General features: G+C 30.6%; 20 protein-coding genes. 2 read left to right on the top strand and 18 right to left on the bottom strand.

Going from position 1 to position 19,995, the window contains the following annotated elements:
• Window positions 1–101: 101 nt before the first annotated feature.
• The 18 genes from HZY83_RS02900 to prdC all read right to left on the bottom strand — a co-directional run bounded on the left by HZY83_RS02900 (window position 102) and on the right by prdC (window position 16,913).
• Window positions 102–551 carry a GNAT family N-acetyltransferase gene (locus HZY83_RS02900; RefSeq protein ID WP_179942576.1) on the bottom strand — a complete coding sequence of 150 codons (450 nt, stop codon included), beginning with the start codon at window positions 549–551 and terminating at the stop codon, window positions 102–104.
• Window positions 551–1,360 carry a 23S rRNA (guanosine(2251)-2'-O)-methyltransferase RlmB gene (gene rlmB, locus HZY83_RS02895; protein WP_179942575.1) on the bottom strand — a complete coding sequence of 270 codons (810 nt, stop codon included), beginning with the start codon at window positions 1,358–1,360 and terminating at the stop codon, window positions 551–553. Before rlmB ends, HZY83_RS02900 begins: the two co-directional genes overlap by 1 nt.
• Window positions 1,338–1,775 carry a Mini-ribonuclease 3 gene (locus HZY83_RS02890; RefSeq protein ID WP_179942574.1) on the bottom strand — a complete coding sequence of 146 codons (438 nt, stop codon included), beginning with the start codon at window positions 1,773–1,775 and terminating at the stop codon, window positions 1,338–1,340. Before HZY83_RS02890 ends, rlmB begins: the two co-directional genes overlap by 23 nt.
• A complete protein-coding gene (gene cysS, locus HZY83_RS02885) occupies window positions 1,760–3,157 on the bottom strand; it encodes a cysteine--tRNA ligase (protein WP_179942573.1) in 1,398 nt (465 codons plus the stop codon). The genes HZY83_RS02890 and cysS overlap by 16 nt, the downstream gene beginning before the upstream one ends.
• Before the next feature lie 216 nt (window positions 3,158–3,373).
• The gene (locus HZY83_RS02880; RefSeq protein WP_179942572.1) at window positions 3,374–5,830 is read right to left on the bottom strand and encodes an N-acetylmuramoyl-L-alanine amidase; all 2,457 of its coding nucleotides are present in this window, start codon (window positions 5,828–5,830) and stop codon (window positions 3,374–3,376) included.
• Window positions 5,831–6,065: 235 nt separating this feature from the next.
• Complete coding sequence (locus tag HZY83_RS02875; protein WP_179942571.1) at window positions 6,066–6,827, bottom strand: YlmH/Sll1252 family protein; 762 nt, start codon at window positions 6,825–6,827, stop codon at window positions 6,066–6,068.
• A 3-nt stretch (window positions 6,828–6,830) separates the two neighbouring features.
• A complete protein-coding gene (locus tag HZY83_RS02870) occupies window positions 6,831–7,118 on the bottom strand; it encodes a YggT family protein (RefSeq protein WP_179942570.1) in 288 nt (95 codons plus the stop codon).
• A gap of 1 nt (window position 7,119) precedes the next feature.
• Window positions 7,120–7,524 (bottom strand): cell division protein SepF, encoded by a 405-nt coding sequence (locus HZY83_RS02865; RefSeq protein ID WP_179942569.1) that lies wholly within the window; start codon window positions 7,522–7,524, stop codon window positions 7,120–7,122.
• A 95-nt stretch (window positions 7,525–7,619) separates the two neighbouring features.
• Window positions 7,620–9,107: a hypothetical protein gene (locus tag HZY83_RS02860; RefSeq protein WP_179942568.1), complete on the bottom strand. Its 1,488-nt coding sequence runs from the start codon at window positions 9,105–9,107 to the stop codon at window positions 7,620–7,622.
• A gap of 260 nt (window positions 9,108–9,367) precedes the next feature.
• Window positions 9,368–10,249 (bottom strand): TSUP family transporter, encoded by an 882-nt coding sequence (locus HZY83_RS02855; protein WP_179942567.1) that lies wholly within the window; start codon window positions 10,247–10,249, stop codon window positions 9,368–9,370.
• 20 nt (window positions 10,250–10,269) lie between these two features.
• Complete coding sequence (locus HZY83_RS02850; RefSeq protein WP_179942566.1) at window positions 10,270–11,289, bottom strand: proline racemase family protein; 1,020 nt, start codon at window positions 11,287–11,289, stop codon at window positions 10,270–10,272.
• Between the two features lie 14 nt (window positions 11,290–11,303).
• A complete protein-coding gene (locus tag HZY83_RS02845) occupies window positions 11,304–11,774 on the bottom strand; it encodes a glycine/sarcosine/betaine reductase component B subunit (RefSeq protein WP_179942565.1) in 471 nt (156 codons plus the stop codon).
• Window positions 11,775–11,787: 13 nt separating this feature from the next.
• The gene (prdD, locus tag HZY83_RS02840; protein WP_179942564.1) at window positions 11,788–12,525 is read right to left on the bottom strand and encodes a proline reductase cluster protein PrdD; all 738 of its coding nucleotides are present in this window, start codon (window positions 12,523–12,525) and stop codon (window positions 11,788–11,790) included.
• Window positions 12,526–12,626: 101 nt separating this feature from the next.
• Entirely contained in the window at window positions 12,627–12,878 is a 252-nt protein-coding gene (locus tag HZY83_RS08625) for a hypothetical protein (protein ID WP_218925321.1), read from the bottom strand.
• Between the two features lie 21 nt (window positions 12,879–12,899).
• Window positions 12,900–13,352 carry a glycine/sarcosine/betaine reductase selenoprotein B family protein gene (locus HZY83_RS08620; protein WP_218925320.1) on the bottom strand — a complete coding sequence of 151 codons (453 nt, stop codon included), beginning with the start codon at window positions 13,350–13,352 and terminating at the stop codon, window positions 12,900–12,902.
• 16 nt (window positions 13,353–13,368) lie between these two features.
• Window positions 13,369–13,656, bottom strand: a complete 288-nt coding sequence (locus HZY83_RS02830; protein ID WP_179942562.1) for a CBO2463/CBO2479 domain-containing protein — start codon at window positions 13,654–13,656, stop codon at window positions 13,369–13,371.
• Window positions 13,657–13,662: 6 nt separating this feature from the next.
• Window positions 13,663–15,588 carry a D-proline reductase (dithiol) proprotein PrdA gene (gene prdA / locus HZY83_RS02825; RefSeq protein WP_179942561.1) on the bottom strand — a complete coding sequence of 642 codons (1,926 nt, stop codon included), beginning with the start codon at window positions 15,586–15,588 and terminating at the stop codon, window positions 13,663–13,665.
• 137 nt (window positions 15,589–15,725) lie between these two features.
• Complete coding sequence (gene prdC / locus HZY83_RS02820; protein WP_218925319.1) at window positions 15,726–16,913, bottom strand: proline reductase-associated electron transfer protein PrdC; 1,188 nt, start codon at window positions 16,911–16,913, stop codon at window positions 15,726–15,728.
• 688 nt (window positions 16,914–17,601) lie between these two features.
• Here prdC and HZY83_RS02815 point away from each other — a divergent pair.
• Together HZY83_RS02815 and HZY83_RS02810 are read left to right on the top strand one after the other, a co-directional pair.
• Window positions 17,602–18,777, top strand: a complete 1,176-nt coding sequence (locus HZY83_RS02815; RefSeq protein WP_179942559.1) for an acetyl-CoA C-acetyltransferase — start codon at window positions 17,602–17,604, stop codon at window positions 18,775–18,777.
• 21 nt (window positions 18,778–18,798) lie between these two features.
• Window positions 18,799–19,977, top strand: coding sequence for a hydroxymethylglutaryl-CoA synthase (locus tag HZY83_RS02810; protein WP_179942558.1), 1,179 nt, complete (start codon window positions 18,799–18,801; stop codon window positions 19,975–19,977).
• Window positions 19,978–19,995 lie beyond the last annotated feature (18 nt).

Raw genomic sequence — 19,995 nt, 5'->3', positions numbered from 1 at the left:
TAACAGCGAAAATTTATTTGAAAATTACATTTATACAAGAAAATGCTCCTTTAGAAAATTACCTTATTTTCTAAAGGAGCCAAAATTATTTTTTTACCTTTTTATAAAAATTTTAATTCTTTTTGCATATCAAGATGTTCTATTCCTGCATCTAAGTAAATTTCTTCACTTTCATTTTTATAACCTAATTTCTTGTAAAAATTTTCTGCTCGCTTCTGAGCGCTTAGATGACTAACTAAATCTCTTTTGGATAATTCGCAGGCTAAACGTTCCATTCCAAGAACTAATTTTTCTCCTAAACCTAAGCCGCGATATTCTTTAAGTATAGCTATACGCCCTAGATGAATATTTTGACTACCTATATCCAAAATTCTTCCTACCCCTACCATTTTATTATTGTAAAATAACCCTACATGAACCGTATTCTCTTTACTGTCCAAGTCATCTATCTCTAGATGTAAGGGTACTTGTTGTTCATCTACAAACACTTTGATACGTATATCCTTTGCTAAATCAATATCTTTTTTATCAGTTAATATTTTTACAGTCATCAATCTTTCCTTATTCTCTCATACATAATTATTCCTGCAGATACAGAAGCGTTTAAACTCTGTGTTTTTCCTAGCATTGGCATGTGATACAAAAAGTCACAAGCATTAGTTATAGTTTTGCTCATTCCTTCACCTTCATTACCTATTATTATAGCTAGTGGAACATCTTTTGCTATATTTGTATAATTTTCTGACTTACTACTTAATGTAGTCCCTGCTATCCAAAAACCTTTTTCTTTCAATTTATTTATAGAATCCAAAAGGTTAGACACTCTAACTACTGGCATATGTTCTACTGCTCCTGCAGAAGACTTAACAACAGTTTGACTTACTACCGCTGAACGTCTTTTCGGTATAATAACTCCTTTTACACCGCTTGCTTCTGCACTTCGTATAATTGCACCTAAGTTATGCGGATCTTCTATATGATCTAAAATTAGAATTGTAGTATCTGCACTGATATCTATAGAGGAAATTAATTCATCTAGATCATAATAATTATAAGGAGCAACCAAAGCAACTACTCCTTGATGTCGTTCAGAAGTTAAATTATCTAATTTTCTTTTTGGAACCTCTTGACAAATTATTTTTTTATCATTAGCAATATTAAAGATAGACTTTAAACGCCCTTTTTCTATCCCTTCTTGAAACAATATTTTGTTAATTTCTCTTCCAGAATTTATCGCTTCTAGAATACTATTTCTTCCTGCTATAACTTCTTTATCGTTTGAAATGTTATCTTCTAATTGTCTTTCACGTCTTATTCGTTCTTCTTTAAAATCTCTATTATTTTTGTATTGTTTTTTCATATTCTTCAATAATGTAACTAAACACTTCCTCCAACCTATCAAAATTTCTATTAAGGTATAAATATCCAAAGACAGCTTCCAAACCAGTAGCTAATTTATACTCCATAACAGTTGCGTTTTTTGCTTTAGTATTATTTTTTTGATTTTTGGCTCTACTGTAAATTTTCAATTCCTCATCTGTCAAAATTTCTTGTTCTAAAAAAGTTTGCATAAATTTAGATTGCGCTTTGGCCGAAACTATAGATGACACTCTTTTATGCAAATCGTTTATTTTGCCTAAATGATTTTTCATAATATACTCTCTAGCCATAATATCATAAATACTATCTCCTATATAAGCGAGAGACAGTGCTTGTAATTCTCCTACTTTTGGTATATTTGGCTTTCTCAAATTAATAATTAAATTCTCTTCCATCTCACACCTTGTTTCGTATCTTCCAAAATTATTCCTTGAGCTTTTAAATCATCTCTAATTTTATCAGCAAGAGCAAAATCTCTATTTTTTCTAGCTTCTTCTCTTTCTGCTATTAGTGAATCTATATCTAGGTCATCAACACTATTATTACTAATTAAATTTATGCCTAAAACTTTAATATATGTATCAAAACCTGATTTTAATAATTCTAGAGTTTCTTTATTTACTGAATTTTGTTCTGTATATACATTAGTTATTTTTACTAAATCATACCACCCCGTTAGAGCATTAGCTGTATTAAAATCATCATTAAGCTGCGTTTCTAAATAAGCTATATTGTCATTTACTTTTGTTACGATGTCATTATTTAATATTGGCTCTAACATATCGTTATTAAGCCTAAATAATAAATTTTCATAAGCAACTTTTATTTTTGCATAATTAGTTTTGGCTAATTCAATAGTTTCACTAGAAAAATTTATTGGTGTTCTATAATGTACACTTAACATAAACAGTCTAATTATCATCGGATAAACAGTAGCTCGGATATCTTTTAGAAGTGTAAAGTTCCCAAGAGATTTACTCATCTTAGTTCCGTCTATATTGATAAAACCATTATGCATCCAGTAGTTACTAAAAGTAGCGTGATTATGGCATTCTGACTGTGCAATTTCGTTTTCGTGATGCGGGAAAGTTAAATCTTGTCCTCCAGCGTGAATATCAATAGTTTGACCCAGAGTTTCATTAGCCATAACTGAACATTCAATATGCCAACCTGGTCTACCTTCTCCAAACGGACTATCCCAAGATATTTCTCCAGGTTTAGCTTTTTTCCAAAGGGCAAAATCTAAAGGATCTTCTTTATCCTCTCCTACTTCGATTCTAGCACCACTAATTAAATCATCAATAGATTGTTTACTAAGTTTTCCATAATCTTCTTTTTTTCTTGTTCTAAAATAAACATCTCCATTAGATTCATATGCAAATTCTTCTTTTATTAGTTTTTGAATAAATTCTATAATTTCCGTAATATAATCGCTAACTCTAGGATTTTGGTCTGCTCTCTGGCATCCTAAAGCGTCATAATCTTCATAAAATGCTTCTATATATTTATCAGTTAATTCTTTTGGCGATATTTGTTCTTCTTTACTAGCCTTAATAATTTTATCATCAACATCAGTAAAATTAGATACGTATGTTATGTCATATCCAGCATATTCAAAATATCTACGTACAACGTCAAAGACAATTATAGGACGTGCATTCCCTATATGTATGTAATTATAAACGGTAGGTCCACAAACATACATCTTAACTTTATTTTCTTCAATAGGTTTAAATATTTCTTTTTGTTGTGTTAGAGTGTTATAAATTTTTATCAAAATATTTCTCCTTACTTATTATCTTAGTAATATTTTAACACAATCTTGTCATAAGTTATTATTTTTTATATTAATTTTTAATAATTTCTTTATTATAGTATTCTTATAAAAAACAAATGAGCAGTGATTAAATATCCTACTCATTTGTTATAATTTTCATACATTAATAAAATTAGATTTTATTATATAAGATTAATAATTTATATTTCTAAAATTTTAATATATAGCTATCATGGGTGTTGAGCCATTAATATAGTCATCTTTATCCCAACTCTTACTTTGCCATACAAAATTATAATTATATTTATTTACTCCATATTTACTAACAGGATTATAAACTGTTGTATTTCCGTTTGAATCTATTCCTCTAAGTATTACTGCATGAGTATACCCTGGTGAAACAAAAGCACTATTTCCTACAGCTGCATAAATTATATGTCCATTAGCAAGTTCTCTTTTTAGCTGATCAGAACTAGTTATAAGCCTATAATTTAACCCATATCTACTAAGCGTTTGTGGTACTGCTTGCGATAAAGTACCTATTCCACTCTTATTAAAGTAATTTGTATTATTATATAAATAATCTGCTAATTCATACGGTTTAACTGGTGTTTTCAATGTAGAAATAGCCATAGAAAGTGATGTTGGAACACATCCTGCAGCAGCCAGAGTCCATCTTCCATACCTTCTATAACCCCAAGAAGGATCATTTTGTTTGTAATAAGTAACATAGTTATTAGAGTTAGTTTGTGGCTCTTCTGCTTTTGTCTGCGTTACTACTCCATTTGCATCACTATAATACCAAATATTTGTCTTTTCGCTTCTTGACCATTTACTTATTGCCATATTACTTCCCCAACTTGCTGGCTCAAAGTAATATTGTTTTCCATTTATTATTTCTAATACATCTGATTGCTTTACACCATTTTTATAAAGATATGTTTTGCCATTCTCTTGTACTAGTCCATTTTTTATTTGTGAATCTCTATTTTCTGCCTTTGTTACTACTCCATTTGCATCACTATAATACCAAATATTTGTTTTTTCGCTTCTTGACCATTTGCTTATTGCCATATTACTTCCCCAACTTGCTGGTTCAAAGTAATATTGTTTCCCATTTATTGTTTCTAATACATCTGATTGCTTTTCTCCATTTTTATAAAGATATGTTTTGCCATTCTCTTGTACTAGTCCATTTTTTATTTGCGAATCTCTATTTTCTGCCTTTGTTACTACTCCATTTGCATCACTATAATACCAAATATTTGTTTTTTCGCTTCTTGACCATTTGCTTATTGCCATATTACTTCCCCAGCCTGCTGGCTCAAAATAATATTGTTTTCCATTTATTGTTTCTAATACATCTGATTGCTTTTCTCCATTCTTGTAAAGATATGTTTTGCCATTCTCTTGTACTAGTCCATTTTTAGATGTTTGGTTGTTTCCTTTTGATACATTTCCCGAGAAATTACCTACATAAGCATTTATTCCTTTTACTATTCCTGCTACTAGTTTGTCTTGATAACTAGATTGACGTATTTTTTGAGATTCTGAATAATTATCCATATATCCTAGTTCTAACAATACAGCAGGAATTGCAGTTTCTCTTAAAACGGCAAATGTATTTCTATGTATACCTCTATTAACTGCTCCCGTGCTGCCTATTAAGTTGTTGTGAAGAGCTTCTGCAAGAAGTTTACTATTTTTTAATCTTTCTGGATCATCGTGTTTATCTTTATTTATTTTTGAAGGATATTGTGCATAACTTTGATACCAATAAGTTTCTATTCCTTGTGCTGACGATCCTGTACCCCTACCACTAGCATTAAAATGCAAACTAATAAATATATCTGCATTACTTCTATTAGCCATAGCCGATCTTTCTGTTGCAACATCTACATATTTATCTGTAGTTCTACTAGACAATACTGTATACCCTTGACCTTGAAGTGCAGAATAAAGTTTATTATAAACCTGAAGTGCTAAGTCTTTTTCTTTTAATCCGTAATAAGAAGCTCCAGAATCAGACCCTCCGTGACCTGGATCTATAAATACTACTTTACTATTTATAGATTGATTACTATTATTATTTTGTGTATTTTCTTCATTCTTATTATACGGTGAATCTTTACTTGATTTCGTTACTACTCCGTTTGTATCACTATAATACCACATCTTATTTCGTCCACTATATGACCATTTATTTACCGCCATATTGCTTCCCCAATCTCTATGCTCAAAATAGTATTGTTTACCGTTTATTGTTTCTAGAACATCTGTTTGTTTTTCTCCGTTTCTGTAGAAATATGTTTTGCCGTTCTCTTCTATTTTTCCATTTTTAGCATACGGTGAAAGAACACTTGATTTCGTTACTACTCCGTTTGCATCGCTATAATACCACATCTTATTTCGTCCACTATATGACCATTTATTTACCGCCATATTGCTTCCCCAATCTCTATGCTCAAAGTAGTATTGTTTTCCATCTATTGTTTCTAGAATATCCGTTTGTTTTGTTCCGTTTTTGTAGAAGTACGTTTTGCCGTTCTCTTCTATTTTTCCGTTTTTTACATTTGCTTCTGATATATTGCTATCTATTACTTCAGACAATACAAAAGGCGAACTCATAACAGATAGCATTAATAATGTTTTTCTTAATTTACTATTCTTCATAATATTCTCCTAAAAATAAACTAATCTTTACTATAATAATGTAATATTTTAACAATATATATTATATCAACTTTTTTTATAATTTATATTATATTTTCATTACATTTTAAATAGATATACTATTAGCTATTACAGATTCAAAACTATGAAATACTATATTTATAGTACTGAATCATATGAACAATTATATTAAATAAATATTAATATTATATATAACAATAAAAAATAACTATGGTTAAACAAGTTTATCCACAGTTATTCTATACTTTAATGTTTTGTTATTTTGTTTAAAATCTTTTAGTACAAATCTTCCGTACTTCCTTATTGAAATAACGTCGCCGACACTACAAGTTTTTTCGCCGTTATTAATTACAATATGATTAAGCTTAATATAATCTTTTTGCAAAAATTCCTTTACTTTACTGCGAGATTTATTTGTAATTTTTGCAACTATAATGTCTAACCTAAAAGAAGAAGCTACAATTTCTGTACTTTTATATTCTTTTGTAATAGTTATATTTTCTAAATTATCTATAATTTCAAAATTAAGAATAGCTTTACCGATACGACTCAAATTTAACATTATGTAACTAGCTATTTGTTCGTCTACAAAAATGAAAATTTGTTCATTATCTACAATAATATCGCCAATTCTATTGTAGTTTATACCTAGGTTATGTACAGCTCCTAGAACATCTTTATGTTTAATACTATGAAATTTACTGTTGAACTTTGAAGATAAGCAAACTATATTATAGCTAATATCATAATATTCGTTAACTATTACCTTTGCACGTACTCTCTCTGCGTCCTCAAAACCGCCAAAAAACTCCAACTTACTTATATTATATTGACCTGCTAATTTTTTTAAAACATTACTTTCCAAAACAGTTAGGAAGTTAGTTAATATATTCTTAGATGAACTTAAATCAATATTATTATTTAATTCACTAGCTATATCCTGCTCTTCTCTAGAAAAAAAACTCAAATTCTTCATAGCTTAAAATAAAGATACGCCGAAAATAATAGAGTAAATTATTCGCTCTATAAACCCAAGAGCAATTATAGCTATAATTGGAGAGAAATCAATCATAGCAACAGGTGGTAATATTTTTCTAAATATTTTTAGGTACGGTTCACATATATCTTCCAAAAATTTCAAAATAAAATTATCACGTGAAATAGGAAACCAACTAGACAAAATATAAATTATTAAGGATCCTTCATAGATTCTAAATAAATATTTAATAAATGTATATAGCCATATTAAGAAACTACTATCTAGCAAATTAATATTCTCCTTCCGAAAACTCTCCTGCTACCTCAACACCTTTAGGTACGCATAGATAAATTTCTTCACCTATTATTTTCAACTTAGCATCAATAGCATACATTCCACCATAAATAAAGTCTAGTAATCTATCAGCTGTTTGTAAATCTAATTTAGTTAAATTAAGAATAACTACTTTATTAGCTTTAATATCATCTATTATATCTTTGCTGTCTGCAAAAACTAAAGGTTCTCTTAAAATAACTTCACCTTTATTTATTAAAGATTGCTTATTTACTAATTTACCATCTTTTTTATTTGAAGACTTTGCAACTCTTTCTACAGATTGCGATACTTCTCTTTCTTCATATATCTCATCTTCTTCTGATGAGAACATATCATTAAACTTTTTCAATACGCTCATTTCTATACCTCTAAAATCTGATTATCCCCTTCATTATAACATAGACAAACATATTTTCAAAGAATTAACTATAAAAGCAATTATTTTATAATATGTTACTTATATACTAAATAACTATCTGTTTCGTAGACAACTTTATAGTTATTTAAAATATATTTTTGAAAATCTAATTCAAAACCTTCTTGCTCATTTTCAGCAAAACTTCTATAAACTACTAGAAGTTTAGGACGGCTGTTGTTCATACTTTCAAAAAATTCTGATACAACTTTTTCATTATTTGTTACATCAGTTGCAGGCAAAGCAAAATATTTTGTATTAGCAAGCCTATCACTTTCCAAATAAATATTTCCTGATAATCTATGAGTATATATTAAATCTTCATTATTGGTATTATTTCTTACATATTCACTAACTTTCTGTATCTCAGACATATTTAGTTCATTATTGTATGTCATATTTTGAACTTCATTTATAGAAGAAGCAATTTTACTATAAGAGGTAACATTTCTATAAGAAAATATAATAAAGTTATCCATTATAATAGGGAAACTAAGTATTAAAATAGCTAGTAAATATTTAAAATTAAATGTAATTTTTTGGAATATAAATACTAAAGAAGCAGCCATTAACGGTAATAAAGCTAGTAAATAATGTGGATAATCTCTTTTAGATAATAACACAGACACAGAAGTTAAAATTATACTCCCCACTATAGCCAAATGATATTTATCTTTATAATTAATAAAAATTAACGAACTACCAAAAACAACACACATCATAATTATAACTGGGCGTAGAGAAAAACTTCTTAACACGTGCAAAATGCTTTCCCCGTCGCCTATATAATACATATTAAAAATAAAAGATTGATAAAATGCTTCATATAAAGCATTATTAACATATAAATATATACCTAGCGGCAAGAAAATAATCAATATTCCTATAATAAAATTAAAAATATAATTAATTAACAGCTTATATTCTTGCTTAGAAATTAAATTTATTAGTATTACTAATACAAAAATACACCATATAGAAATCATATTAAATCTTATTAAGGCAACTATAGAAAAACTAATACCTAGCAAAATTATATGTATATTCGTTACTTCTTTGTTCAAGAAATATTTAGAAAATATGTAAAGCGAAATCATCATAAAAGGTGTAGCATACTCTTCTACTGTATTTCCTCCTTCATATAAATAAGGTATAAAAAGTGAAACTAAAGTAGTGATAATCAATGAGTTAATTAAATTCACATACAACTTAGCTGTTTTATAAACAAAAATTAAAAATAAAGTTAAGAAAAACAGTTCAACTAAATAAAGACCGTATTTTCCTAATACTATAGCTATATAATTAAAAATAAATATAAATGGTCCTTTATGATCAAATATATCTTTGTAAACTATAAACCCTTTATCCATTGCATATCCAAAATACTGAAACATAGCAGAATCGTGACTCAGCTCAAAATTAGATAACGGATTACTATTTAATGATAATGAAATTATAATAGCTAGTAACACTGTGTACACAATAGCTACTATATTTGGTAAATAACTTTTATAATTTTTTAACATTTATAATATCTCCTTTTACTTTATCTAATTTAGTATTTTAGCATTATTAATAAATATTTTCTACAATTTTTCTGTATAAATAATATTTTTTAACATATGTAGAAATTATTATTTACAAAAATAATACATATAAAATTACTACATAATAGCATAGAATTTACGAAAACTTAGATATAAGTTATATATACTGCACAAAATAATAAAAAGACAGACCTATTGGCCTGTCTTTCAGCGCAAAACTGTATTACTTATTATATTTTCTATACTTCTACTTTATTTTTTAGACCTTTACGTAGCATTGATATAGCTGTGAATATTACTACTACTATAATAACCCATGTTAGAACTTTTAAATCCATTTTTTTTACGAATGTAGCTGCTACATAAACCCCTAATATTCCCCCGACAGTTATAGCTAAAGATCCTATTCTTGTATAGTTACCAGCTTTAATAAATTCTGGTGATCCAATAGCCATAAGACCTGCACAAGAAGCCATCATAATAGGGAACGCAACTAAAGGATTAAGTCCTAGCATATAAACTGTAGCCATACATGGTGCATATAACCCTACACCTGCCATCATTAATGCTCCAAGAACAAAGTTAACCACTACACCTATAACTAATTTTACTCCTGTTAATCCGATAGCTGTACCTGTTCCTAAACCAGCTATTAATCCGAATTGTCCTGCTATCATAAGTCCTGCTGTAACAAGTAAACAGATTCCCATAATAATTTGAATTTGTTTTTCAGGTAACTTGTTAACAAATCTTGCACCAATTATTGCACCAATTATTGCTGCAATTACCATAGAGAATAACGTTACCCCTTCTACTTCTACTGCTGCTAAGAAAATAAACGCTTCTGTTAATACTGGAATTGTATGTGAAACATTTAATGTACCCGGTATTAATTTATCATTTTTCAAAAATCTTGTTACTTGCATTAACATAGTTGTAGGAGCGAAACTTCCTATACCTAAAGTATCGAAAAAGTCTGTAACAAATCCTATAATAAATCCTATAATAGGGTTTTCTTTCCCTAAGTTATTTTTATTTTTAATAATGTCTATAGCCCATAAAGCAACGAAATACGCTCCTCCTGCTCCTAAAGACACTAACAAAATCGTTAATAAATTCATCTTAATATATTCTCCTTTCGCTATCCAAGTAAGAATCCATAAGTTAACGGATCTTCTGGATCATATACATAATTACTAAATCCAGTAATATATCCTGAACCTGTAATTTCTGGAATAATAGCATTGTATTCTTCCAATTTAGTTTCTTCTAATATTCTTCCTTTGAATATTGTACCTAGTATACTTTCATATACAAATGGCTCCCCTACTTTTAACTCGCCCTTATGATAAAGAGTAGCTAATTTAGCAGATGTTCCTGTTCCACAAGGTGAACGATCGATATTACCATCACCGAAAACTACTACATTTTTATATGTAGCTTCTGGATGAGTAGGTTTGTCATATATTTCTACTAAATCTACTGTTTTAATATGTTTTAATGTTGGATGTTGTATTTCTACTTGTGCATTAACTGCATCTCTAATTTTTAGTCCGTATTCTTTCAGTATTGATGCATTTTCTGGAGAAACCGTTACTCCTAATTGATCTGCCGAAAGAATAGCAAAGAAACTTCCACCAAAAGAAATATCTAACTTAACTTTTCCAACACCTTCTACATCTAACTCTACATCTTCTTTGCATAAAAATGATTCAACATTTTTAAAAGATACTTCTTTTACTTTTAGTCTATCTTGAGCTAGTTTAGCTGTTGCTCTAATTAATCCTGCTGGAGTTTCTACTACTACTTCTTTTTCTGTAGCACCTTCTTCTACATCAACCATTCCAGTTTCAATAGATGCTGTTACTCCTGCTATAGTATTATGACCACACATATTTAAATATCCACCTGTGTCCATAAATATTAAACCAAAGTCCGCTTCATCTACAGTAGGAGATACTACGAATGCTCCAAACATATCTTGATGTCCACGTGGCTCAAACATAACAGACTTTCTAATATGATCCATATGATCAATTAAATATTGTTTTTTCTCTACCATATTTTTTCCAGGTATTTTAGGAATACCAGCTGTAACTAATCTTGCAGGTTCTCCTGCTGCATGTGTGTCTATAACTGATATAAGTTTATTGAATTTCATGATTTACCTCTCCTTTAAAATTTTCCATCTTTTCTCATTTTTAATTTTAATAATCCCAAAGCTTTTCGTGCATCAACATAATCAATATTGTTTTGACCTACGATTTCTGTTTCTATACCTTCTTCAGATTTGTTAAAATCAATAACATATTTTGTATATTCATTCTCGACGACAAATTTATGTTTACCCATAAATTTTAAACCGACGATAGATATACCTCTTTCTCCAATTTCAAACATAGTATTGGCATAATCTACGTCACTATTTCCCCAGCCATCTGCTGAAATAATAGCTCCGTCCGTACGCATAGCGTCTAGCCAAACAGCTGCTCTAAATCCTACCAAATTTTTTAATCTATTGTCCTGAGGCGTACCTACTAATACTACACCTTGAAAATCTATTTCCGGATCTGTAGCCAAAACATCCAACAAAGGATCTCTAAAATGATGTAAACTCGTTTCTTTTGTTGATGGTCCTATTCCCATTTTATTACCTCCTTTACACCATTGCTCTTATAGCTCCGTCACGATACTCATTTGGAGTAAGCAAAACGGGCATATTTTGCATATCTATTATAGAAATACCTTTATCCATACCGCTAGGCTCAGCAGGAAATACTAAATTATCATACATCATTCCTTGCCCTGCTATTTCCTTTACAAGTACCACTTTAGGTTTACCCGGATTTTTTGTATTATAGTATTCGTGTACTTCGTCAGCTTCTCTACCACTTAACATTTTCATAACTTCTCTTATATTTTGAATATATACATCTGATAATTCAAATATAGAAAATGCCAATTGTCTGTCGAATTTTATATCTGGTTTTATTATTACATCAATATGAATTAAGTAATCATTATCGCTAGGTGTTCCTGCTTTATTTAGAACTAATTTTTCTTGTAAAATACCTTCAGAAGAACCAAATTCATGCATTTGATATCCTTCGGTATTAGCTCCTGTTAATAAAACTTTTGCACCTGTTAATGTATGTGTAATTCCTTCTCCTAATCTTCCCAATACTTTTGTAGAAATAGGAACAATATCCATTATTGTATTTACGTATATGTTATGCTCTTTGGGTTTTATAATTTTTATTGCTACATTTTCAAAAATATTTTTATCATACTCTACTTCTGTACTCAAAAATAGTTTATTATCAGCTATTTTTGTTTTGCTGGCTAATTGTACATCATTTATATGAAAAACCTTAATTTGTAATTTATTACTTTGCATACGATCAACTCCACTATACTTCCACCAATAATTATGTAGCTAACTATTGCCAAAAAGAAAATATTGCTAAAAAATAGGGAGGATATAACCTCCCTACTTTCTTAGATTTGTGCTATGTACTCATATGGAAGTGGTACTATTTTACCTGCACTTGGTATCTCTATTAATTGTTGTAATGTATCTTTTAATATAGCTGTTTGTTGCTCTACATTGTTAGGTTCTCCAGCGTTAGCTCCCATAGGAACTAATGGTGCTACCGATCTAGGTGTACCATTTTGACGTACTACTGGTGGTAATGCTGCGATAAGAATTGTTGGTATCCCAGCTTCTTCAATTGCTCTCTGCACGATCACGGCAGTTCTATGGCAAGTACCTCAACCAGCTGTCATAACTACTGCGTCTACACCTTCTTCTACTAATCTTTTTGCGATTTCTGGTCCTGTTTCATCAGTGAAAACCTCTTGGTTTCCTCCTCCACCCATAAATCCATAGTGATTAGGTGCTACACTTCCTATAAATCCTGCTTCTGCTAATTCATTTAATCTATCAATAGGGAACATACAGTTAATATCTCTATTGGCATCAGCATTATCATATCCTCCGTGTGATACCATAAGTGCTGAACTTCCTGCTTCATTAGGAACTACTCTATAACTAGTATCCCCTGCTAAATTAAATCTTGCGTCTGTTTTTAAATGTACCCCCGCTGCAGTTGCTAATGCTACTTTCATATCTTTTAGCTCTTTAGTTACTGGCGCCCAAACTGGTTTTGGTGTAATTGGTACGTATATTTCTGATTGTAAACCTTCAAATACCGTTAATGACATTCTAGTTTCTCCTCTCTTAATCTTCTTTTCTTCTGTTTTGTACTTCTTCTTTTAATTTTTTAGTATTTTGAATAGCACTAACATAATGTTCATTAGGCTCTGGATCTAAGACTTCTGGATAACTCAGTAAAAATGCTACTTCTTGTCCAATTTTTACTTCGTGTTGCGATATTAACATACGCATAGGAATTTTGAATTGTCCCAAACGACCCTTTATATCTATAGTTACACTTGCATCGTTAAAGTCTACTATGATTCCTTCAAATACTCTTTCTGTAGAAGCATATTTTAATTTATCATACATATTAAATTACTCTTCTTTTTCGTAAATTTCTTGGCGTTTTTTACTCTTAGGAAGCACTTGCTCGTTTTCTACTAAGTCTATTTTTTGTCCTGTAGTTTTTTCGATAACTTCTATGTTATTATCTTTAACTGATGGATTCCATTTTCTTTCAGGTTTTTTGATTGATCCTCCACCCATTTTTGTTTTTAACATAGCTAATGCACGGATAGCATCTTCTTTACATAATGTATTATTAGAAAGAATTTCGTTTTCTATACCTTGTTTAGATTTGTTGTTATCTACCATAGCGTCCATATATTGGTTACCTACTACTAATGCCCCTTGTTGTGCTGAATAAGTCATACCAACTACAGCTACACCACGTTTTCCTACTTCTTCTATATGTGATGCAAAGTCAATATGGTTGTTACCAAATCCTTCTGTTGTAACAATAACTCCATCTAAGTCCATAGCTTCTATAGTCATACCTAGACGTTTTGATACATAGAATTTCTCAGAGTTAGCTTGAGGTGATCCTACTAATAATACCCCCACTAAATCAATTTCTTCATCAGCCATTGCTTCTAATACTAACGGCTCACGATAGTAGTGTCTTGAACATTCTTTAGATGCTGGTCCTATACAAGTTAAAGCATGAACTCCTCCATCTAATAATTCTGTTGGAGCTAACATTACTGGTAAGTTTCCTAAGTCTACGTTTGGTTTTGCTCCTAAAGTTCCTACTGGTTCTACTGGTAAGATTAAGTTATCGTGCATTGCACCTTGTCCCATTATTTCTTTTACTACAAGAACTTTTTTGTTTCCTGGACGACGGTATTGCTTGATGTTAACATCTCCAACTACTAAGCTATCATCTTTTACAGCTTTCAATGCTTTTCTAATTTCCTCTGTTACATAATCAAAAGCTTTGTGAGCTGCTAATGGTCCTGGACGCTCCATGTTAGCTCCTGCTTTAATAGTAACTTGTCCTTTAATAAAGATTTCTCCTTTATCTGGTGCACCTGGACGCCCCCACATAATGTTACGCTCTAATTCTCCTTCAGAAGAACCGAACTCTCCGATTTGTACTCCGTTAGCATCAGTTCCTGTAAGAACCATTACTACACCTTTAAGTTCACGTGAAATACCGTGTCCTAATTCTCCTTCTTCTTTACAAGCGATAGGTTGTACGTCCATAATTGTTTCACTGTAAGTATCATATTTATCAGGAGTTATGATTTCGATTTTCATATCTTCTACTAACTCTTCTAAATCTACAGCTTCTTTACATAATTCTTCAGGGTTTCTTAAAACTAAAGTTGTTCCTTTAATTTCTGTTTTTTCTCCGAACTCTACTTTTTCTATTTTATAATGTTTTGTTAATAATTCTCTAATTAATTTTGCTTCTACTTGTTTTTCTTCAGCAAGTGCTGCTGTTAATGCTGCAACCTCTTTTACATCTTCCACTGCTTTTGTTACTGTTTCAGTAGGTGCTTTAGCAGGCGCTACTTGACTAGCGAAAGCTGACACAGGAATTTCTATATCAATTCCACGTCCTTCGTCAATGTGAAGTTTAAGCACTTGTTGTCCAACTGGTGCTACTGGAGCAACAGATGATACACTTTGTACAGGTTCTACTTCTTCAACTTTTGCTACTGTTTCTTCTGCTTTTTCCACAACTTCTTCTTTTTCTGCTCCACCTTGTACTTTATCAATAACCGCTGGTGTTAAAGGTACTAATGAATCACAAGTTTTTACTAATTTAGCTCCTAATACTTGACCTATAGTTAGAGCATCCTCTGGAAATGTTAGCAACCCTGAATCTACCAAGTCATCAAATAATGCTGGATCTTCTAGATTTTCTGGTCCTATTACTACTCCTTCTTCTGCTCTACAGCATAGTACCGCTTTGTCGTTTAAATGATCTTTTGCCGTTTCTAACGTAATTGCCATTTATATTTCCTCCTAAAATAAATTTATTTTTTCATTATACTTCTATATAATCTATGGTTGGAACCTCTTAAAACATGATCGGTACTATGGTATACTGCCACTCCTAACCTAGGAGCTACTCCTGTCACCGTATTAGTTCAATCCTCACATGTCCCTGCTATTACTGCATCGGCTCCGTCTTTTTTCATCTTCAAGACTTTTTCTGCTTGCCCTGGACAAATACCTGGAAGCTCACAACGATATCTTCCATTCTTATCTGGCTTCATTCTCTTACACATCTGCACAGATACAACTTCTGATCCCATTCCTTCTGCTATTTCTCTAAGTCTATCTTCTCCAGCTCCACACTCACAAATAAGAATACCTACTTTTTCTTTTCCAGTAGGATAAGGCATAGCTACTAAAATACCACCTGTTGTTTTGTCGATTGGTGATTCATGTTTCGCACTCTTACCTGTAAAGGGACCTCCTCGAACAATCTCTCCATGAGGCTTAATATATCCACCAGCTTGATCAATAAATTCTCCTAAAGGAAGTCCAATAGGCACGTCAAAGAATACTCTTCCTGACTTAACTCTTCCTCCAACAGTTACATCTTTATCAATAAGAGGCTTATCATCTTCTATAGCTTCTGCTATTCTTCTAATTGTTTCGATATTAGATACTACTGCATTAGCTTCAAGAGGAAGTTGTCCTATTTCTAAAACTTTCCCTAGAACTTCTCTAACAATAACACGCTCATCTCCAGCTGGATACATATCAGATAAAATTTTTACAGAAATATTTGGTTCATCTTTACACGCTTTACCAATAGTTAACAACGCTTTTCTATACTTAGTTTTCATAGCTATATAAGCATGCGCAGCTCCTGTAATTTCCATCATGTACTTTAAGCCACGAATAATAACTTCTGGATGTTCTTCCATATATTTAATGTTATGAGATAGTATAGGCTCACACTCAGCGGCATTAGCTAGGATATAACCACCTTCAATTCTTGTAGATAATTTTATACCTACAGGAAATCCTGCTCCACCTAAACCAACTATTCCTGCATCTTTAATTTTTTGAAGATAATCATCTGTTTTGGCTAATTTTACATAGTCATCACTCTGTACTTCATCTAATTTTAATACTAATTCAGATTCTGTAACTGCTTCGATAACCCCAGACAAACTACTATGAATATTAGCTCCCAAACCATTAGGAATAGCAATCAATTCTCCACGTTTTACCTTTTGACCTACTTCAACAATAGGCTTACATGGTGCACCTACATGTTGTTTCAAAGGTATTGTTATCTTTTCAACATTAAATTTATACATAAGGTCTCCTCCTTTCCTAAAAATTTTTTATTAAAAAGTAGTGGTTCGTTCCCTCCTACTCATCTGTTATTGTAATACAGAAACTTTAAAAATACAAGCGTTTTTTGAAAAAAAAGTTATATAATTTTATAACAGTTTAGCTAAAATTTATAACCGTATAAATACTATAGCATAAAGCTTGTATGCGTGTCTCAGTAATTGCGTTTTCTAATGTAACACAATTTTTTTATATGATAATCATTTTCATTTTAATATAACTGTTATAGTTTTTTATCGTTATTTTTCAAAACTGTACTAGTCCTATTTTGATTATGTTTTCTTATATTTCCATAAAATAAAATAAATTGTTGATTACTAGCCATTTTATTAATGATTAAATTATGAAAATAAAATAGATTTAGATGAAAGTTCAATTTTTGTTGTATATATAACAAAAATCAAATCATTAGCTTAAGGCTCAAAAATTTTTCTATTTATTTTATAGTTACATAATAATAATTTTTGTTGTATATACAACAAAAATTACCATATAAATTACTATATTAAATAAAAAAATTAATTATAAAACTAAAGCTATATACTTATAAATAATTAATACAACTTATCAATAGTTTCATAAGTTGTATTTGCAATTTTTTTATAGTAAAATATACTTTAAATATAAAATTAATATTATAGGAGCATAACTATGGAAAGAGTAGCTATAGTATCTGCTTACAGATCAGCGATAGGATCTTTCGGAGGATCATTAAAAGATACAAATCCTGCCTACGCTACGTCTGAAGTTATAAAATATTCATTAGATAAAATAAAGCTAGACAAAAATCAAATTGATGAAGTTATTATAGGGAATGTATTAAGTGCTGGACTAGGACAAAACATTGCTCGACAAGCTGCAATAAAAGCAGGTTTGCCAAAAGAAGTATCAGCATATGTAGTAAATAAAGTATGTGGCTCTGGACTAAAGAGTGTAACTCTTGGAGCAAGCAGTATTATGCTAGGCGAAAATGATATAGTTATATGTGGTGGTGTAGAATTTATGAGCCAAGCTCCGTACATCTCAAAAACTAATCGTTTTGGTAAACAGTTAGGAAACACAGAGTTAATAGATGGTCTTATTCACGACGGTTTAACTGATGATTTCGAAAATTATCATATGGGAATTACCGCTGAAGATATAGCAACTAAATACAACATAACTAGAGAAGAAGCCGATAAATTTTCATTAGAAAGTCAACAAAAAGCCAAACAAGCTATCAATAACAATAAATTTAAAGACGAAATAGTACCACTAACAATAAAAACAAAAAAAAGCGAAACAATTTTTGAAATTGACGAATATCCTAGAGAAACATCGCTAGAAAAACTAGCAACTTTAAAACCAGCGTTCAAAAAATATGGAATAGTAACTGCTGGTAACTCCTCAGGAATTAATGACGGTGTTGCAGTAGTAATACTTATGGCAGAATCAAAAGTAAAAGACCTTAATATAAAGCCTCTAGCATATATAGAAAATTTCGCAACATGTGGCATAGATCATAAATTGATGGGATTAGGACCTATAAATGCAACAAAAAAATTGTTAAATAAACAAAATATGAATATAGATGATATAGATCTTTATGAACTAAACGAGGCATTTGCTACACAATCTATAGCTGTAATAAGAGAATTAAATATACCTAAAGAAAAAATCAACGTAAACGGTGGAGCTATCGCTTTAGGACACCCTATCGGCGCAAGCGGTACTAGAATTCTAGTTACTTTAGTCCACGAATTAGTTAGACAAAATAAAAATTATGGACTTTGTTCTCTTTGTATCGGTGGTGGACAAGGTATATCTCTATTAATATCAAGAAAATAAAGTTTCAGAAAGGCAAACAATATGAACATTGGAATTGACAAAATAGGTTTTGCTATGCCTAATTACTATTTAGACATTAAAGATTTAGCAGAAAATAGAGGCATAGAACCAGATAAATTTACAAAAGGCTTAATGCAACTAGAAATGAGTGTAGCCCCAAGAACTCAAGATATAGTTACTTTAGGTGCTGCTGCCGCTTTAGAAATACTAGATGACGAAGATAAACAACTAATAGATATGATTATAGTAGGAAGCGAAACTGGTATTGATCAAAGTAAAGCTGCATCAGTATTTATACACTCACTATTAGCTATCCAACCTTTTGCAAGATCTATAGAAATAAAACAAGCTTGCTACGGAGCTACTGCCGGATTAGAAATGGCACGTAATCACATTAAGAATAGACCTAACTCACGTGTTTTAGTTATTGCTAGTGATATAGCAAAATATGGTGTAAAATCTGGAGGAGAATCAACACAAGGCGCAGGAAGTGTCGCAATGTTAATAAAGAAAGATCCGAAAATAGCTATATTAAATAATGATAATGTATATCAGACACGTGATTTAATGGATTTTTGGCGTCCTAACTATTCAATATATCCTTATGTTGACGGAAAATTCTCAACACAATTATACCTAGACTGCTTAACTACTACTTGGAATCAATATTTAAAAACTAACAATAAAGATATAGAAGACTTTAAAGCAATTTGTTTCCATCTACCATTTCCAAAATTGGGATTAAAAGGATTAAATAGTATATTACCTGAAGATGTAAATAACGACACTAAAGAAACTTTAAATAAAAACTTTAATAATTCTATAATATATAGCCAAAAAGTAGGTAATATCTATACTGGCTCACTATTTCTAAGTTTATTATCGCTAATAGAACAAAGTAATACCTTAAAAGCTGGAGATAATATTGCTCTGTATAGTTATGGTAGTGGGGCTGTTTGTGAAATATTTAGTTTAACTTTAGTAAAAGGATTTAAAGAAAATGTAAAAGAAAATCGCTTAGAAAAAGATTTTTCAACGCGTACACGCCTTAGTGTTGCAGAGTACGAAGACATATTCTTCAAAACTATAGAAGTTGATAACGACGGAAATGCTATTTTCGAAACAAACAATGACAAAATGCCATTTAAACTAGAGAAAATAGAAAATCACAAGCGTATTTACGTAAAAAATAACAAATAACTAAATTATGTTTTACAA

This window comes from Gemella sp. GH3 (assembly GCF_013415425.1).
In the GTDB taxonomy this organism is placed as follows: domain Bacteria; phylum Bacillota; class Bacilli; order Staphylococcales; family Gemellaceae; genus Gemelliphila.
Note: the sequence above shows the minus strand (reverse complement) of the source record. Positions and strands in the feature narration are given on the sequence as shown.

Coding starts and splice junctions, on each gene's coding strand:
- HZY83_RS02855 (WP_179942567.1), bottom strand. CDS start 10,249: ATGAATTTATTAACGATTTTGTTAGTGTCTTTAGGAGCAGGAGGAGCG.
- prdC (WP_218925319.1), bottom strand. CDS start 16,913: ATGTATAAATTTAATGTTGAAAAGATAACAATACCTTTGAAACAACAT.
- HZY83_RS02845 (WP_179942565.1), bottom strand. CDS start 11,774: ATGGGAATAGGACCATCAACAAAAGAAACGAGTTTACATCATTTTAGA.
- HZY83_RS08620 (WP_218925320.1), bottom strand. CDS start 13,352: ATGTCATTAACGGTATTTGAAGGTTTACAATCAGAAATATACGTACCA.
- HZY83_RS02850 (WP_179942566.1), bottom strand. CDS start 11,289: ATGAAATTCAATAAACTTATATCAGTTATAGACACACATGCAGCAGGA.
- HZY83_RS02900 (WP_179942576.1), bottom strand. CDS start 551: ATGACTGTAAAAATATTAACTGATAAAAAAGATATTGATTTAGCAAAG.
- HZY83_RS02880 (WP_179942572.1), bottom strand. CDS start 5,830: ATGAAGAATAGTAAATTAAGAAAAACATTATTAATGCTATCTGTTATG.
- HZY83_RS02865 (WP_179942569.1), bottom strand. CDS start 7,524: ATGAGCGTATTGAAAAAGTTTAATGATATGTTCTCATCAGAAGAAGAT.
- HZY83_RS02875 (WP_179942571.1), bottom strand. CDS start 6,827: ATGAAGAATTTGAGTTTTTTTTCTAGAGAAGAGCAGGATATAGCTAGT.
- prdD (WP_179942564.1), bottom strand. CDS start 12,525: ATGCAAAGTAATAAATTACAAATTAAGGTTTTTCATATAAATGATGTA.
- prdA (WP_179942561.1), bottom strand. CDS start 15,588: ATGGCAATTACGTTAGAAACGGCAAAAGATCATTTAAACGACAAAGCG.
- HZY83_RS02890 (WP_179942574.1), bottom strand. CDS start 1,775: ATGGAAGAGAATTTAATTATTAATTTGAGAAAGCCAAATATACCAAAA.
- HZY83_RS02860 (WP_179942568.1), bottom strand. CDS start 9,107: ATGTTAAAAAATTATAAAAGTTATTTACCAAATATAGTAGCTATTGTG.
- HZY83_RS02830 (WP_179942562.1), bottom strand. CDS start 13,656: ATGTATGATAAATTAAAATATGCTTCTACAGAAAGAGTATTTGAAGGA.
- HZY83_RS02810 (WP_179942558.1), top strand. CDS start 18,799: ATGAACATTGGAATTGACAAAATAGGTTTTGCTATGCCTAATTACTAT.
- rlmB (WP_179942575.1), bottom strand. CDS start 1,360: ATGAAAAAACAATACAAAAATAATAGAGATTTTAAAGAAGAACGAATA.
- HZY83_RS02815 (WP_179942559.1), top strand. CDS start 17,602: ATGGAAAGAGTAGCTATAGTATCTGCTTACAGATCAGCGATAGGATCT.